10 protein-coding genes are annotated in these 14,698 nt (G+C 41.3%); 8 read left to right on the top strand and 2 right to left on the bottom strand.

What is annotated here, in order from left to right; genetic code table 11:
- Positions 1–302 precede the first annotated feature (302 nt).
- Genes dapB through KUA57_RS03285 form a run of 3 tightly spaced genes read left to right on the top strand, consistent with a single transcriptional unit; the run spans position 303 to position 4,134 of the window.
- The gene (gene dapB / locus KUA57_RS03295; RefSeq protein ID WP_000027873.1) at positions 303–1,070 is read left to right on the top strand and encodes a 4-hydroxy-tetrahydrodipicolinate reductase; all 768 of its coding nucleotides are present in this window, start codon (positions 303–305) and stop codon (positions 1,068–1,070) included.
- Positions 1,067–2,266 carry a CCA tRNA nucleotidyltransferase gene (locus KUA57_RS03290; RefSeq protein WP_080977758.1) on the top strand — a complete coding sequence of 400 codons (1,200 nt, stop codon included), beginning with the start codon at positions 1,067–1,069 and terminating at the stop codon, positions 2,264–2,266. Before dapB ends, KUA57_RS03290 begins: the two co-directional genes overlap by 4 nt.
- Positions 2,263–4,134 carry an ABC-F family ATP-binding cassette domain-containing protein gene (locus tag KUA57_RS03285; RefSeq protein WP_125448151.1) on the top strand — a complete coding sequence of 624 codons (1,872 nt, stop codon included), beginning with the start codon at positions 2,263–2,265 and terminating at the stop codon, positions 4,132–4,134. Before KUA57_RS03290 ends, KUA57_RS03285 begins: the two co-directional genes overlap by 4 nt.
- Before the next feature lie 36 nt (positions 4,135–4,170).
- Here KUA57_RS03285 and mntE read toward each other — a convergent pair whose 3' ends face one another.
- Positions 4,171–5,355, bottom strand: coding sequence for a CDF family manganese efflux transporter MntE (gene mntE / locus KUA57_RS03280; RefSeq protein WP_125416205.1), 1,185 nt, complete (start codon positions 5,353–5,355; stop codon positions 4,171–4,173).
- Positions 5,356–5,662: 307 nt separating this feature from the next.
- Here mntE and KUA57_RS03275 point away from each other — a divergent pair, with 307 nt between their 5' ends.
- The 4 genes from KUA57_RS03275 (at position 5,663) to yaaA (ending at position 11,408) form a co-directional block, all read left to right on the top strand.
- Positions 5,663–8,359: a cation-translocating P-type ATPase gene (locus KUA57_RS03275; protein ID WP_125416203.1), complete on the top strand. Its 2,697-nt coding sequence runs from the start codon at positions 5,663–5,665 to the stop codon at positions 8,357–8,359.
- Positions 8,360–8,474: 115 nt separating this feature from the next.
- The gene (locus KUA57_RS03270; protein WP_218493616.1) at positions 8,475–8,885 is read left to right on the top strand and encodes a peptide deformylase; all 411 of its coding nucleotides are present in this window, start codon (positions 8,475–8,477) and stop codon (positions 8,883–8,885) included.
- Between the two features lie 11 nt (positions 8,886–8,896).
- Positions 8,897–10,492, top strand: a complete 1,596-nt coding sequence (locus KUA57_RS03265; protein ID WP_218493615.1) for a hypothetical protein — start codon at positions 8,897–8,899, stop codon at positions 10,490–10,492.
- A gap of 187 nt (positions 10,493–10,679) precedes the next feature.
- Positions 10,680–11,408: a peroxide stress protein YaaA gene (gene yaaA / locus KUA57_RS03260; protein WP_218493614.1), complete on the top strand. Its 729-nt coding sequence runs from the start codon at positions 10,680–10,682 to the stop codon at positions 11,406–11,408.
- A gap of 50 nt (positions 11,409–11,458) precedes the next feature.
- Here the strand turns inward: yaaA and pclR are convergent, their stop codons facing one another.
- Positions 11,459–12,943: a virulence transcriptional activator PclR gene (gene pclR, locus KUA57_RS03255; RefSeq protein WP_218493613.1), complete on the bottom strand. Its 1,485-nt coding sequence runs from the start codon at positions 12,941–12,943 to the stop codon at positions 11,459–11,461.
- Positions 12,944–13,160: 217 nt separating this feature from the next.
- Here pclR and KUA57_RS03250 point away from each other — a divergent pair.
- On the top strand, positions 13,161–14,698 hold a 1,538-nt coding region (locus tag KUA57_RS03250; RefSeq protein ID WP_218493612.1), incomplete at its 3' end, for a mucin-binding protein.

Here is a 14,698-nt window from a genome sequence, read left to right as displayed (position 1 = left end):
TTGTGGAAAGTCAGCGCCATCCCCTATTTTTCACGGGCAGCTAAGGCCCTTTGTATCTTGATAATTGAACACGCCTGGAACCCTCTGTGAAAAAGATAGTTCTTCCAAGGAGGGAGGAGACACTCCTTGATTAGAACTCCTATTTTCACTCTGTGTTCTTACAGGCTTTGTATCTTAGAAATTGAACACGGACTACCTGCCTCTTGAAAAAAGATGCCTGTCTTGCCTTTCATGGAAAGTCAGCGTCATTCCCTATTTTTCAAGGGCAGCTATCGTCCTTTGTATCTTAGTCAGGAGTAGAGATGAGTATTCGAGTAATTATTGCTGGTTTTAAGGGAAAGATGGGCCAGGCTGCTTGTCAGATGGTCTTGGCTGATCCAGACTTGGACTTGGTAGCAGTTTTGGATCCCTTTGAGTCTGAATCAGAATGGCAGGGTATTCCTGTTTTCAAGGATAAGGCTGATTTGGTCGGTTTTGAAGCAGATGTCTGGGTAGACTTTACTACACCAGCTGTTGCCTATGAAAATACACGCTTTGCTCTTGAAAATGGCTTTGCTCCAGTAGTTGGGACAACAGGTTTCACGAGTGAAGAAATTGCAGAGCTAAAAGCATTTTCTCGTGCTCAAGATTTGGGTGGCTTGATCGCTCCTAACTTTGCCTTGGGTGCTGTTTTACTCATGCAATTTGCAAGGCAGGCTGCTAAATATTTCCCAAATGTGGAGATTATCGAGCTCCATCATGACAAGAAAAAGGATGCTCCGAGTGGAACTGCTATTAAAACAGCTGAGTTAATGGCAGAAGTTCGAGAGTCTATCCAGCAGGGTGCAGCAGATGAGGAAGAATTGATTGCAGGTGCCCGTGGTGCTGACTTTGATGGCATGCGCATCCACTCAGTTCGTTTGCCAGGCTTAGTAGCCCATCAGGAAGTCATTTTTGGCAATCAGGGAGAAGGATTGACCCTCCGTCATGACTCCTATGATCGCAGCTCCTTCATGACAGGGGTGAATTTGGGAATTAAAGAAGTTGTCAAGCGTCATGAGCTTGTCTATGGATTAGAACACTTATTATGAGATTAACGCAAATGCCTTCTGAATTTCAGAAGGCTTTACCAGTATTAGAAAAAATTAAAGAAGCAGGTTTTGAGGCCTATTTTGTTGGAGGTTCTGTTCGAGATGCCCTCCTCAATCGTCCTATCCATGATGTGGATATTGCGACGTCTTCTTATCCAGAAGAAACCAAGCAGATTTTTCCGCGAACAGCCGATATCGGAATCGAGCATGGAACCGTCTTAGTTTTAGATGGGGATGAGGAGTATGAGGTAACCACCTTTCGGACAGAGGATGTCTATGTGGACTATCGCAGACCCAGTGCGGTCTCCTTTGTGCGCTCGCTAGAAGAAGACCTCAAGCGCCGTGATTTTACAGTCAATGCCTTTGCTTTGGACGAGACAGGAGAAATCATTGACTTGTTCCATGGTTTAGAAGATTTGGAAAAGCAAGTCTTACGAGCAGTTGGAGTGGCTAGTGAGCGTTTCAACGAAGATGCTTTGCGGATTATGCGTGGTTTTCGTTTTCAGGCTAGTCTTGGCTTCGAACTTGAGTCAGAAACATTTAAAGCTATGAAAATTTTGACGCCACTTTTGGAGAAAATTTCTGTGGAGCGTACCTTCGTTGAGTTTGATAAACTCTTGCTGGCTCCATTTTGGAGAAGGGGTTTGGCTTCCATGATTGAGAGTCAAGCTTATGACTATCTCCCTGATATGGCATCTAGCCAGGACGAGCTTAATAGACTGTTTGATTTAGAGACTGATTTTACTTTTGAATCCTCTGAACAAGCCTGGGCAGCTCTACTGTGGGCTTTGGAGATTGAAAATGCGCAGCCATTTTTGAAGGCTTGGAAGACCTCACGTCAATTTGCCAAGCAAGTTCAGGATTTGCTGACTATTTTGGCCTTGCGTGAAAAGGGAGAATTGAGCAAGCGCGATTGTTATCGCTTTGACTTGGATTTACTTTTACAGTCTGAAAATCTTCGTCAGGCCCAAGGAAAAGAAGTCAACCCACAAGCCATCACTGAAACCTACCAGAGCTTGACCATTCATGATAAGAAAGAAATTCAGATTAACGGTGGCATTTTAATCAAGGAATATGGTTATCAGCCGGGCCCAGACTTGGGAGAGATTTTAACAGAGATTGAATATGCCATTGTCGATGGAGAATTGGAAAATGACCGTCAAGCCATCCATGCTTATCTGAGGGAGAAAAAATGAGTGATTTTATCGTTGAAAAACTAAGTAAATCCGTCGGTGACAAGACCGTTTTTAAGGATATTTCCTTTATTATCCATGACCTAGACAGAATCGGTCTAATCGGTGTTAATGGGACTGGCAAGACCACCCTTTTAGATGTTCTATCTGGTGTTTCTGGCTTTGATGGGGATGTCAGTCCCTTTTCGGCTAAGAATGATTACCAGATTGGTTACTTGACTCAGGACCCTGATTTTGATGATAGCAAGACGGTTTTGGATACGGTCCTCTCCAGCGACCTCAAGGAAATCCAACTCATTCGTGAGTATGAGTTGATCATGCTCAACTATAGTGATGACAAACAGGCGCGTTTGGAACGGGTCATGGCAGAAATGGACTCTCTCCAAGCTTGGGAAATTGAGAGTCAGGTCAAGACGGTTCTTAGCAAGCTGGGTATTCAGAACTTATCTACTCCAGTGGGAGAATTGTCAGGTGGTCTAAGAAGACGGGTCCAGTTGGCGCAAGTTCTTCTTGGCAACCACGACCTCTTGCTGCTGGATGAGCCGACCAACCATCTGGACATTGCGACTATTGAGTGGCTGACCCTCTTTTTGAAAAATTCCAAGAAGACCGTCCTTTTTATCACCCACGATCGCTATTTCTTGGACGCTTTGTCAACACGGATTTTCGAGTTGGATCGAGCTGGATTGACCGAGTATCAAGGGAATTATCAGGACTATGTTCGCCTTAAGGCTGAACAAGATGAGCGCGATGCGGCTCTTCTCCACAAAAAGGAACAACTTTATAAGCAAGAATTGGCATGGATGCGCAGACAACCGCAGGCGCGTGCGACCAAGCAGCAAGCTCGTATCAATCGTTTCCATGATTTAAAGAAAGAAGTTTCAGGTGGCGTTGCTGAGACAGACTTGACCATGAACTTTGAAACCAGTCGGATTGGGAAGAAAGTTATCGAGTTTCAGGATGTTTTCTTTGCCTATGAAAACAAGCCTATTTTGCAAGATTTTAATCTCTTGGTACAGGCTAAAGATCGTATTGGAATTGTTGGGGATAACGGTGTTGGGAAATCAACTCTCCTTAACTTGATTGCAGGCATTCTTGAGCCGACAGCAGGACAAGTTGTGATTGGGGAAACTGTTCGCATCGCCTATTTCTCTCAGCAAATTGAGGGTTTGGATGAAAGCAAGCGAGTGTTCAATTACTTGCAGGAAGTGGCAGAAGAGGTCAAGACCAGCGGTGGTTCTACGACTTCGATTGCAGAGTTGCTGGAGCAGTTCCTTTTCCCACGTTCGACGCATGGAACCTTGATTGAGAAATTGTCTGGGGGAGAGAAAAAACGTCTTTATCTCCTCAAACTGCTCTTGGAAAAACCAAATGTTCTTCTCTTGGACGAGCCGACAAATGACTTGGATATTGCTACTCTTACAGTTTTGGAGAATTTCTTGCAAGGCTTTGCTGGTCCAGTTTTGACAGTTAGCCATGACCGTTATTTCTTAGATAAGGTAGCGACCAAGATTCTCGCTTTTGAGGATGGCAAGATTCGTCCTTTCTTTGGTCATTATACCGATTATCTTGATGAAAAAGTCTTTGAAACAGAGTTGGCCAATCAAGTGCAAAAGGCCGAAAAGGAGAAAGTGGTCAAGGTCCGTGAAGACAAGAAACGCATGACCTACCAAGAAAAGCAGGAGTGGGCAAGTATTGAAAGCGATATTGAAGCCTTGGAAAATCGTATCGCTGTCATTGAAGAGGAAATGCAGGCCAACGGCTCTGACTTTGGTAAGTTGGCTACTCTCCAAAAAGAACTGGATGAGAAAAACGAAGCACTCCTTGAAAAATACGAACGCTATGAGTATCTAAGTGAATTTGATAGCTAGAAGAATAGAAAAATCCCGTCTCATGACAGGATTTCTCTATTCTTTTTTGGTTTCTTGATGAAAGATATTTTGCCAGGTTTCGTGACGACGCCAGATACTGGTATGGACGATACCATCTAACTCATAGCAGATGAGTTTGGTCTTTTGACTGATGGAAGTGATTTGGATGTCCTTGATAGCTGAATTCAAGTCTTTTTCTGCTTTATAGGCCTCTTTATTCATCTGTTCTCCATCTTGACGAATATAGACAAAATCGTCAGCTAAGAGTTCTTCCAGTTGATTTCCCTGATCAATCAATTGTTCGCGCATGAGCAATTTTTTATAGACATTGTCTAAAATCTCATCCTCAGGGATAGGTGCTGGCTCGATATGGACATCGGTATCAAAGACGCCAAAACGTTCCTCCAGCATAGACTCGACTTGATCCGCGATTTCATGACTCTCAAAAACAGACAAGTCAGGATTCATTTCTAGCGTAATATCAAGGTAAATGTTGCTACCGTAGGTGCGACCTCTTTGAGATTTAACCTTGCTAATTTTGGGAATTTCCATAATGGCCTTTTGATAGTCCTCAAGCAGGCGGTCGTCAAAACCATCGGAAAGGCTAAAGGAAGACTCGATAAAGATATCATAGGCAGTCTTCAAGATAAAGAAAGTGATGATAATGGCAACCAGTTTATCCACAATGGGATAATTGAAACTGCTGGCCAGGATGGCAATGGTAGTACCAAGTGAGGTAACAGCATCAGAAAGATTGTCCTGGGCGGCAGCCTTGAGTGCCTTGGAGTTGGATTTCTTACTGAGGCGAGTATTGTAGAGATAAACTAGAAACATAATCGCTGCAGAAATGATTCCTAGAGTTGCACCCAGAGGGTCAATAACCGTTTCTTCATGACTGAGAATCTTTTGAATGGTATCCCTTAGAACATCAAAACCAACATAGAACATGATGATGGAAGTGACCAAGCTAGCCAAATCCTCAATCTTCCAGTGGCCAAAACGGTGGTCTCGGTCTGCAGGCTGGCGCGCCATCCGGATTCCAATCAAGAGGGCCACATTTCCAATGATGTCCGACACGTTGTTAAAACCATCGGCCACCAAACTGGATGAATGAAGGAGGTGACCAGTTGCTAATTTGGCTGCAGACAAGATCAAATAGGTCGAAATACTGATAATGGCCCCACGCTCAGCTAACTTGAGATTTGAGATAGATTGCTTCATTCAACTTCCTTTCTAGTCATATAGCATTCTACCATTATACTGGTTTTCAAGGGAAAATTCAAATAAGTCATTTTTTACTCTTTGAAAACTTTTCAAAATTTGGTATAATAGTACTACTCAAGGGAGTAGCTGGCAGAAACCTGTGATAGTGTCGTCATTCCGAATTTTATACTGAAAAGTATGCTTTCCGGCACTATCTTAAACAGCGAGACTTGTTATGATTAACAGGTCTCTTCTTGTTTGTCGTGAAAAGATGCGATGAGGGAAAAGAGAGTCTGTTTTGCACACAATGTCAAGGAGGAGACACATGTCAAAAGAACAAAAACGCCAAGCGTTTTACACTCAGAGTCCTGAAGAGGTCTTGAAGGCTGTGGATGCGACCGAGCAAGGTTTGTCATCAAGTGAGGCGGAAAAGCGCCTTGCAGAATTTGGCCACAATGAACTCGAAGAAGGCGAGAAACGATCAATCCTGGTCAAATTTATCGAGCAATTTAAGGATTTGATGATTATCATCCTAGTTGCTGCAGCAATCTTGTCAGTTGTGACTTCTGGTGGGGAAGATATCGCAGATGCTATTATCATCCTAGCTGTGGTTATCATCAATGCTGCCTTTGGTGTTTACCAAGAAGGGAAAGCAGAAGAAGCCATCGAAGCTCTCAAATCCATGTCTAGTCCAGCTGCCCGCGTTCTTCGTGATGGGCATATGGCGGAGATTGATTCTAAAGAATTGGTACCAGGTGATATCGTCGCTCTCGAAGCTGGTGATGTAGTACCTGCAGACCTACGTTTACTAGAAGCCAACTCTCTTAAAATCGAAGAAGCAGCTCTTACAGGTGAGTCTGTGCCAGTCGAAAAAGACTTGTCAGTCGAGCTTACTGCAGATGCTGGTATTGGTGACCGTGTCAATATGGCCTTCCAAAACTCAAACGTGACCTATGGTCGTGGGATGGGTGTTGTTGTCAATACAGGGATGTACACTGAAGTTGGTCATATCGCTGGTATGCTTCAAGATGCGGATGAGACAGATACACCACTTAAACAAAACTTGAACAACCTTTCTAAAGTCTTGACCTATGCTATCTTGGTTATTGCACTTGTTACTTTTGTAGTGGGTGTTTTCATTCAAGGGAAAAATCCACTCGGTGAGTTGATGATCTCTGTTGCCCTTGCCGTTGCAGCTATTCCAGAAGGGCTCCCAGCTATCGTAACTATTGTTCTTGCCCTTGGTACTCAAGTTTTAGCCAAACGAAACTCAATCGTTCGTAAGTTGCCAGCAGTTGAAACTCTTGGTTCAACAGAAATCATCGCTTCTGATAAGACTGGTACGTTGACCATGAACAAGATGACAGTCGAAAAAGTCTTCTACGATGCAGTCCTACATGACTCAGCTGATGATATTGAACTGGGTCTTGAAATGCCGCTTCTACGTTCAGTAGTCTTGGCCAATGATACGAAAATCGATGTGGATGGCAATCTGATTGGTGACCCTACTGAAACAGCCTTCATCCAGTATGCCTTGGATAAGGGTTACGATGTCAAAGGTTTCTTAGAGAAATATCCACGCGTGGCTGAGTTGCCATTTGATTCTGAACGTAAGCTCATGTCAACAGTTCATCCACTTGCAGATGGACGCTTCCTCGTAGCTGTTAAAGGTGCGCCAGACCAACTCTTGAAACGTTGTGTTCTTCGTGATAAGGCTGGGGATATTGCTCCGATTGATGAGAAGGTTACAAACCTCATTCACACAAACAACTCTGAAATGGCTCACCAAGCCTTGCGTGTCCTTGCTGGTGCTTATAAGATTATTGACAGCATTCCAGAAAACCTCACTTCTGAAGAGCTTGAAAATGATTTAATCTTTACTGGTTTGATTGGGATGATTGACCCTGAACGTCCTGAAGCTGCTGAGGCTGTTCGTGTAGCTAAGGAAGCTGGAATCCGTCCAATCATGATTACGGGTGATCACCAAGACACTGCAGAAGCTATTGCCAAACGTTTGGGAATCATTGATGCAAACGATACAGAAGGTCACGTTTTAACTGGTGCTGAGCTCAACGAACTATCTGATGAAGACTTTGAAAAAGTAGTTGGTCAATACTCTGTTTATGCGCGTGTATCTCCAGAGCATAAGGTTCGTATCGTCAAGGCTTGGCAAAAACAAGGTAAGGTCGTTGCCATGACAGGTGATGGTGTCAATGATGCGCCAGCTCTGAAAACAGCCGATATCGGTATCGGTATGGGAATCACTGGTACAGAGGTTTCTAAGGGGGCTTCTGACATGATTCTTGCAGATGATAACTTTGCGACTATCATCGTTGCAGTGGAAGAAGGACGTAAGGTTTTCTCAAACATTCAAAAGACTATTCAGTATCTACTTTCTGCCAATACTGCTGAAGTATTAACTATCTTCCTATCAACCTTGTTTGGTTGGGATGTCTTACAGCCAGTTCATCTTTTGTGGATCAACTTGGTAACCGATACTTTCCCAGCTATCGCTCTAGGTGTTGAGCCAGCTGAGCCTGGTGTCATGAACCATAAACCACGTGGACGCAAGGCAAGCTTCTTCTCAGGTGGTGTTTTGAGTTCTATCATCTATCAAGGTGTACTCCAAGCAGCTATTGTTATGAGTGTTTATGGCCTTGCCCTTCTTTACCCAGTTCATGTGGGTGACAATCATGCCATTCATGCGGATGCTCTAACTATGGCCTTTGCAACCCTTGGTTTGATTCAGCTCTTCCATGCCTACAATGTCAAGTCTGTTTACCAATCCATCTTGACAGTTGGCCCATTCAAGTCTAAGACCTTCAACTGGTCTATCTTGGTATCCTTCATCCTTCTTATGGCAACAATCGTCGTAGAACCGCTTGAAGGTATCTTCCACGTAACCAAACTAGACTTGTCTCAATGGGGAATTGTTATGGCTGGAAGCTTCTCAATGATTATTATTGTCGAAATTGTTAAGTTTATTCAACGCAAACTCGGTTTTGATAAGAATGCGATTTAAAAAGAAAGTCATCTTCGGATGGCTTTTTGTTACAGTTAAGGGAAAGGGCTTGCAGTTATCGGCTTTTGTGCTATAATTGCTATAATATAGTAAAAAGTAAGAGGTGTGTGAGGAAGTGGAGAAGAAAATTGTAAAGGATATTTTGTTTTTATCTCAAGTGTCTCAGCCGGCAAGTCAGGATGATCTGTATCTTGCCAGAGATTTGCAGGATACACTCTTAGCAAATCGTGAGACCTGTGTCGGTCTAGCTGCCAATATGATTGGGGTGCAAAAGCGCGTGATTATCTTTAATCTGGGATTGGTTCCCGTGCTCATGTTTAACCCTGTGCTCCTGTCCTTTGAAGGACCTTATGAGACAGAGGAAGGTTGTTTGTCATTGACAGGTGTGAGACCTACTAAGCGTTATGAAACCATAAGGGTTTCCTATCGTGACAGCAAGTGGCAGGAACAGATCATTACTTTGACAGGTTTCCCAGCCCAGATTTGCCAGCATGAACTGGATCACTTGGAAGGACGAATCATTTAGGAGGAAAGCAAATGAAACGAATAGTCTTCGAACTTATTTTTATCGCAACGACCTGGTATATCTTTTTACCGCCTCTTAACCTGACCAGCTGGGAATTTCTCTTTTTCCTCTGTGGGCATTTGTTGGTTGTGGCAGTATTATTTGGCTTTGGCAAGGGGATAAACCTTGTCAAAACGGTTCATGTGCGCCACGGCAAGGCAGAAGCTGCCTTAAATCTAGAGGGTTTTAAAATCAATCGGTTAGGAGAAATCCTTTTAGCTTCTATTGGAGGAATTCTTCTCTTGGCAGCTTTGGTTTCCTTGGTGACTTCTAGCATTTTTCAGGCTAAAAATTATGCCAATGTAGTCACGGTGACGGAAAAAGACTTTACTGAATTTCCTAAGACTGACACCAGTAAGGTTCCTATCTTAGATAGAAGTACCGCTGAAAAAATTGGTGACCGCTACTTGGGTTCCCTAACGGATAAGGTTTCGCAGTATGTGGCGGCAGACACCTATACTCAACTAACGATTGACGGAAAGCCTTATCGAGTTACGCCACTAGAATACGCAGACCCTATCAAGTGGTTTAATAATCAAGCCAAGGGAATCGGCGAGTATATCAAGGTGGACATGGTAACTGGTAATGCGGACTTGGTGGACTTGAAAACACCAATCAAGTATTCTGACTCGGAGTATTTTAACCGCGATGTCAAGCGTCACCTACGCTTGAAGTACCCAACTAAGATCTTTAAAACTCCATCTTTTGAGGTGGACGATGAGGGCAATCCTTTCTATGTAGCAACGGTTTACCAAAAGCAATTTGGCTTAGCGGTTCCTCGTCCTGTTTCAGTCATTATCTTGGATGCAACAAATGGAGAAACCAAGGAATACAGCTTGGCAGATGTTCCAGAATGGGTGGACCGTGTTTATCCAGCTGAGGAAACCATCGAGCAAATCAACTATAACGGCAAGTACAAGGACGGTTTCTGGAATGCTATGATTTCCAAGAAAAACGTGACCCAGACTACCAAGGGCTATAATTACTTGTCTATCGGGAATGACATCTACCTCTACACAGGTGTGACGTCGGCTAATGCGGATGAAAGTAATCTTGGTTTCATTCTTGAAAATATGCGAACAGGAGAAATCACTAAGTATAGCTTGGCTTCTGCGACAGAAGAATCAGCCCGTGAATCAGCAGAAGGTGCTGTTCAGGAGAAATCCTACAAGGCGACCTTCCCAATCCTCATCAACCTCAATGACAAGCCTCTCTACATCATGGGCTTGAAGGACAATGCTGGTTTGGTCAAAGAGTACGCTCTGGTAGACGCAGTCGAGTACCAAAATGTTATCGTAGCTACGACAGTGGAAGAGCTACTCAGCAAGTACGCCAATAAAAACGATCTTGAAATTGATAATGAAACCACAGAAAGTATCAAGGGTGTGGTAGCAGATCTCAAATCAGCTGTTATCAAGGGAGACACCGTCTACTTCTTTAAAGTTGATGGCAAGATTTACAAGGTTAAGGCCTCAGTATCAGATGACCTCCCTTACCTCGAAAATGGTAAAACCTTCGAAGGTCAAGTAGGAAAAGACAACTATCTCAAGACCTTTAAAGTGCAGTAAGGGAAGAGGCTGGGCAAAAACTCAATTTCAGGAAAAAATGAAGTAAATTATTCCACAATAAAACGCATAGTATCAAGATTTTTCAACACCTGATATTATGCGTTTTTTTCTGAGGTTTAAGACTTTTCCCAGTCTCTTTTCAGATGAATTTCTTGGTAGTGGCAAAAAAATATGCTACACTATTAATATGAAAATTTTAATCCCAACAGCAAAAGAAATGAACACAGATTTACCAAGTATTGAAGCCACTCCTTTAAAGCCAGAAAGTCAGGCCGTGCTTGATGCCTTGGCTCTCTATTCTGCTAGTCAATTGGAGAGTTTTTACAAGGTATCAGCTGAAAAGGCGGCGGAAGAATTTCAACATATCCAAGCTTTAAAAAGGCAAACTGCTCAACACTACCCAGCCTTGAATCTATTTGATGGGCTTATGTACCGTCATATCAAGCGAGATAAATTGACCGAGGCAGAACAAGTCTATCTTGAAAATCATGTCTTTATTACCTCGGCTTTGTACGGAGTCGTTCCAGCCTTGTCACCTATGGCCCCTCATCGTTTGGATTTTTTGATGAAGTTAAAAGTCGCTGGTAAGACTTTGAAGAGCCATTGGAAGACAGCCTATGATGAAGCTGTGAAGAAGGAAGACCTAATTTTCTCCCTTTTGTCATCCGAGTTTGAAACTGTATTTTCTAAGGAAATCAGAGAAAAAATGGTGACCTTCAAATTCATGGAGGATAGAGGCGGTCAACTGAAGATTCATTCAACTATTTCCAAGAAAGCGCGTGGTGCCTTTCTAACAGCCCTGATCGAAAATCAAGTTCAAACAGTGGAGGAAGCTCGTCGCTTAAGCTTTGCAGGATTTGTTTACAGAGAAGACTTGTCCCAACCACAGGAATTGGTTTTTGTAAAGGAAGTATAGAAAATAGATAAAAGAAAAAGTCAGCAGAATTATGCTGACTTTTTTCTAGCTTATAAAGTATTGGATATATGAATCTCATTTGATAAACAGTTAAGATGATTAACCAAATTCATGATTGACAGATGGTTTCGGCAAATAAACTTCTTGGTAATTCCTGGAATATAGAAATTAGACACAATGATATCGTAGTCTGTCTGATTTAAAATCTCGGGGCTTGTTTCCAATTCATCCCAAGTATCAAAGGTGAATCGATTGCTACAATAGTATGTAAGCATATCCTTTAAAGTAAGCGATAGGGCGTGGTCAAAGTTACTGATAATCAAAACCTTGATAGGTGGTCGATTCTCTAACAACTGAGTAGAGAGGTTTTCAGCATGGGTTAAGATGGTGTACATCAAGTGTTCCAACTGTTCAGGATGGTCATACTGTCCAATTGCCTGACGATATTGAGCCAGTTCTTGACGTGCACTTCCCATAAAGTCTGGGAAGTAAACTTCAAATTTTTTAATCGTCAATGCTTTTTGTTCAAATAAGATTGGGGTAGAAAAGATTTCCTGTCTTTCAAAGAAAGCAGTGTTGTGTAAATGCCAAATCAGCTCATCATGATTAGTAAAAGTAATATTATATTGTTTTGATAGGCGTTCTAATATTTGACTAAGTAATTGGTAAGAGTGTCTTGCTTCACTGTTCTCTTCTAAAGAGTTGAAGAATTCTTGAGGATCTAAGAAAATGTTACTTTGAATAAAGGAAATAAAAATTTGTGCAATGATATCTGGAGTGATTTCAAGTCCCAGTTTTTCAGAGAAATGAACAAGTATCTCCTCAAAGTTTGGAATACTCGCCAAAATAGGATAGTATTCATCATAGAAATGATTTGGTAAGTCGATAAAATGACCATTTTTGATGCGGTAAATACTGATAGCTATCATCAGTTTGTACATTCTATAAATTGAAAATCGCATTGGATAATTCGTGATTTTATAGAAGAAGTCAGTAAATTCTGTTAAATCTTCCTCAGGAAGGTCAGGAAAAGGCCAATCTAGGAAATAATAGCGCTCAGAAAAATATTGGGCAAAAAAATAGCGAATATCGATTTCATTGCCACGTATTTCGCATGGAGTAAATGATAGTTCAATTTGGAATTGAGTTGATAGAGTTTTTGTAATATTTCTGCCCAGTCGATAGAGGTTGGCATTACTAGAGTGAAGATTTTCTATTGTTCGATAAATAGGTAGCCCCTCATTAAAAAACAGATACTCTAGTAATTGAAAAGATTGAGAATTAGCAAGAAAATATTGATAAATATCTTCTACACTAGTGTTAACTTCTAAATCTATCATGATTCCGTTAACAGAAGATTGGATGTCAATAGATGGAAAGGAAACACGTAATTCATTTAAATCACTTTTTAAGATTCGTTCTGTACATCCTAATTTTTCGGCTAGTTCATGCAATTTCATCCAATTACGATTCTGAATTAAGGTTTCCATTAAACGTAATTGTCTTTGATCTTTTGTGGATAAAAGGTTTCTCATATGGGTATTATCCTCCTTAATTTATTATATCATTTTTCTGTTTTTAATCAACTATAATGTTAGAGCTAAAAAAATGTTCCGACGATTCAAAAAAAAGAGAATATAATAACTGGCTCTGAAAATCAGAAATACGATATAGTAATTCCTTGGATAGTGTTGATTTATATATTAAATAGTTGTAGAGTAGGAATTATAAAATATTACTTAGGAGTTCAAAATGAAACATTCACATAAGAAATCATTTGACTGGTATAGTATGCAACAACGATTTTCTATTCGTAAGTATCACTTTGGTGCAGCGAGTGTTTTACTTGGTACAGCCTTGGTCTTAGGATCAGCTGCTAATGCTCAAACTGTACAAGCGGATGAAAATGGTTCTGAAAATACAAAGACAGTTAAAGCTGATAAGTTAGATGATTCTGCTAAGATTGTGGAAACGCAAAGTACAAATACTAAGTCAGAGAAGACTTATGCAGCTCCATCTGTTTCAAATCCAGTGGAAGCAACTCCAACTAAATCTGATGAAGCTAAAATGCCAGCAGAAAAAGTTGAAGAAGCTAAAATTCAGAAAGAAGAAGTATCTTCTAAAAATGCTGTTGATAAGTCAAAATTATCAGCGGCTCTTTCGCGTGCAGAAAAATTGGAGATTAAATTGTACACTGAAGAAAGTGTAAAACGTCTTCAATCTAGTATTCAATCTGCTAAAGTATTACTAAACAGAGCAAATGTGACAGAATCAGAATTATCTCAAGCAGAGTCTGAACTTCAAGCTGCAGTTATTGCTTTGGAACTTAGAGGGGCGACTACGACTAAAGTTACTGATAAAACTGAAGTAGTGAGCAAAATTGAATCTGCTGAAAAGAAAAATGCAGAATCAAAAGTAGCTGAACAAACTTCTGAAGTAGACAAAGAGTCAGAAGAAAAAGATAAAATTGCCTTAAAACCTGTAAAGGGGCTTCGAGTTGAAGATGCAAAGGCAAATAAAAAAGGCGGGTGGAATATTCCGTTAGATCAAGAAGCACGCTTAAGATTAAAGAGTGCTATTGAGGCTCATGCCGCACAAGGTAGTTCGCGTCGTCGGAAACGTGCTATCGGAGATTTGGATTATACCTTCAAGAAAGTTATGACCCCAGTTAACCCAGGTTTCTACGCAGATGCCAAGAGTGTTGATGAGTTAACAGTTAACCCAGACTATATAAATGAAACAGTTGTCAACGTTTGGTATAAAGACTTAGGTTATATCAATTTAGTCGACAAAGATGGACATTACATCAATTCAAATGGTGAAGTAGTAGAAAATAAAGAAGCAGCTGTCCGTAGACAATACAAAAATGATTTTAATGACACAACAAGAGCAGATGTTACTGAAATTCCTCAAGCACCAGTTGGTTGGAAAATTAGTGACAAGCAATCTATTCGTGGATATGATGCAGAAACAAAAACTATTGATCCAAACGACGATAATGATTTAGATGCTGTTGGTAAAGACTCTAATGTAGTCATTGAAAAAGAAAATCAAAAAGCAATTATCCGTTACGTAAGCACTAACGGTAACCGTGTTCTCACAACAGATGAAGTAACAGGTAAGTCAGGCGAAGCCATTGCCTACAGCACAACAAGTCAAATCACAGAATTCAAGAAACAAGGCTATAAGCTTGTCAGCGATGAATTCACAGCAGGTGGTGCGAAGGTTTATGACTACGATACAGCACGTGACCAAGTCTACACTGTAACCCTTTCAGAACGTGTTGAACC

Origin of the sequence: Streptococcus vulneris, assembly GCF_019218685.1 — a bacterium.
GTDB lineage: Bacteria > Bacillota > Bacilli > Lactobacillales > Streptococcaceae > Streptococcus > Streptococcus vulneris.
The sequence above is the reverse complement of the archived record's forward strand: the minus strand, read 5'-3'. Positions and strand labels throughout refer to the sequence as shown.

Bases quoted from the DNA above. Each gene is read 5' to 3' on its own strand.
- dapB (WP_000027873.1), top strand. From the start codon at position 303: ATGAGTATTCGAGTAATTATTGCTGGTTTTAAGGGAAAGATGGGCCAG.
- KUA57_RS03290 (WP_080977758.1), top strand. From the start codon at position 1,067: ATGAGATTAACGCAAATGCCTTCTGAATTTCAGAAGGCTTTACCAGTA.
- KUA57_RS03285 (WP_125448151.1), top strand. From the start codon at position 2,263: ATGAGTGATTTTATCGTTGAAAAACTAAGTAAATCCGTCGGTGACAAG.
- mntE (WP_125416205.1), bottom strand. From the start codon at position 5,355: ATGAAGCAATCTATCTCAAATCTCAAGTTAGCTGAGCGTGGGGCCATT.
- KUA57_RS03275 (WP_125416203.1), top strand. From the start codon at position 5,663: ATGTCAAAAGAACAAAAACGCCAAGCGTTTTACACTCAGAGTCCTGAA.
- KUA57_RS03265 (WP_218493615.1), top strand. From the start codon at position 8,897: ATGAAACGAATAGTCTTCGAACTTATTTTTATCGCAACGACCTGGTAT.
- yaaA (WP_218493614.1), top strand. From the start codon at position 10,680: ATGAAAATTTTAATCCCAACAGCAAAAGAAATGAACACAGATTTACCA.
- pclR (WP_218493613.1), bottom strand. From the start codon at position 12,943: ATGAGAAACCTTTTATCCACAAAAGATCAAAGACAATTACGTTTAATG.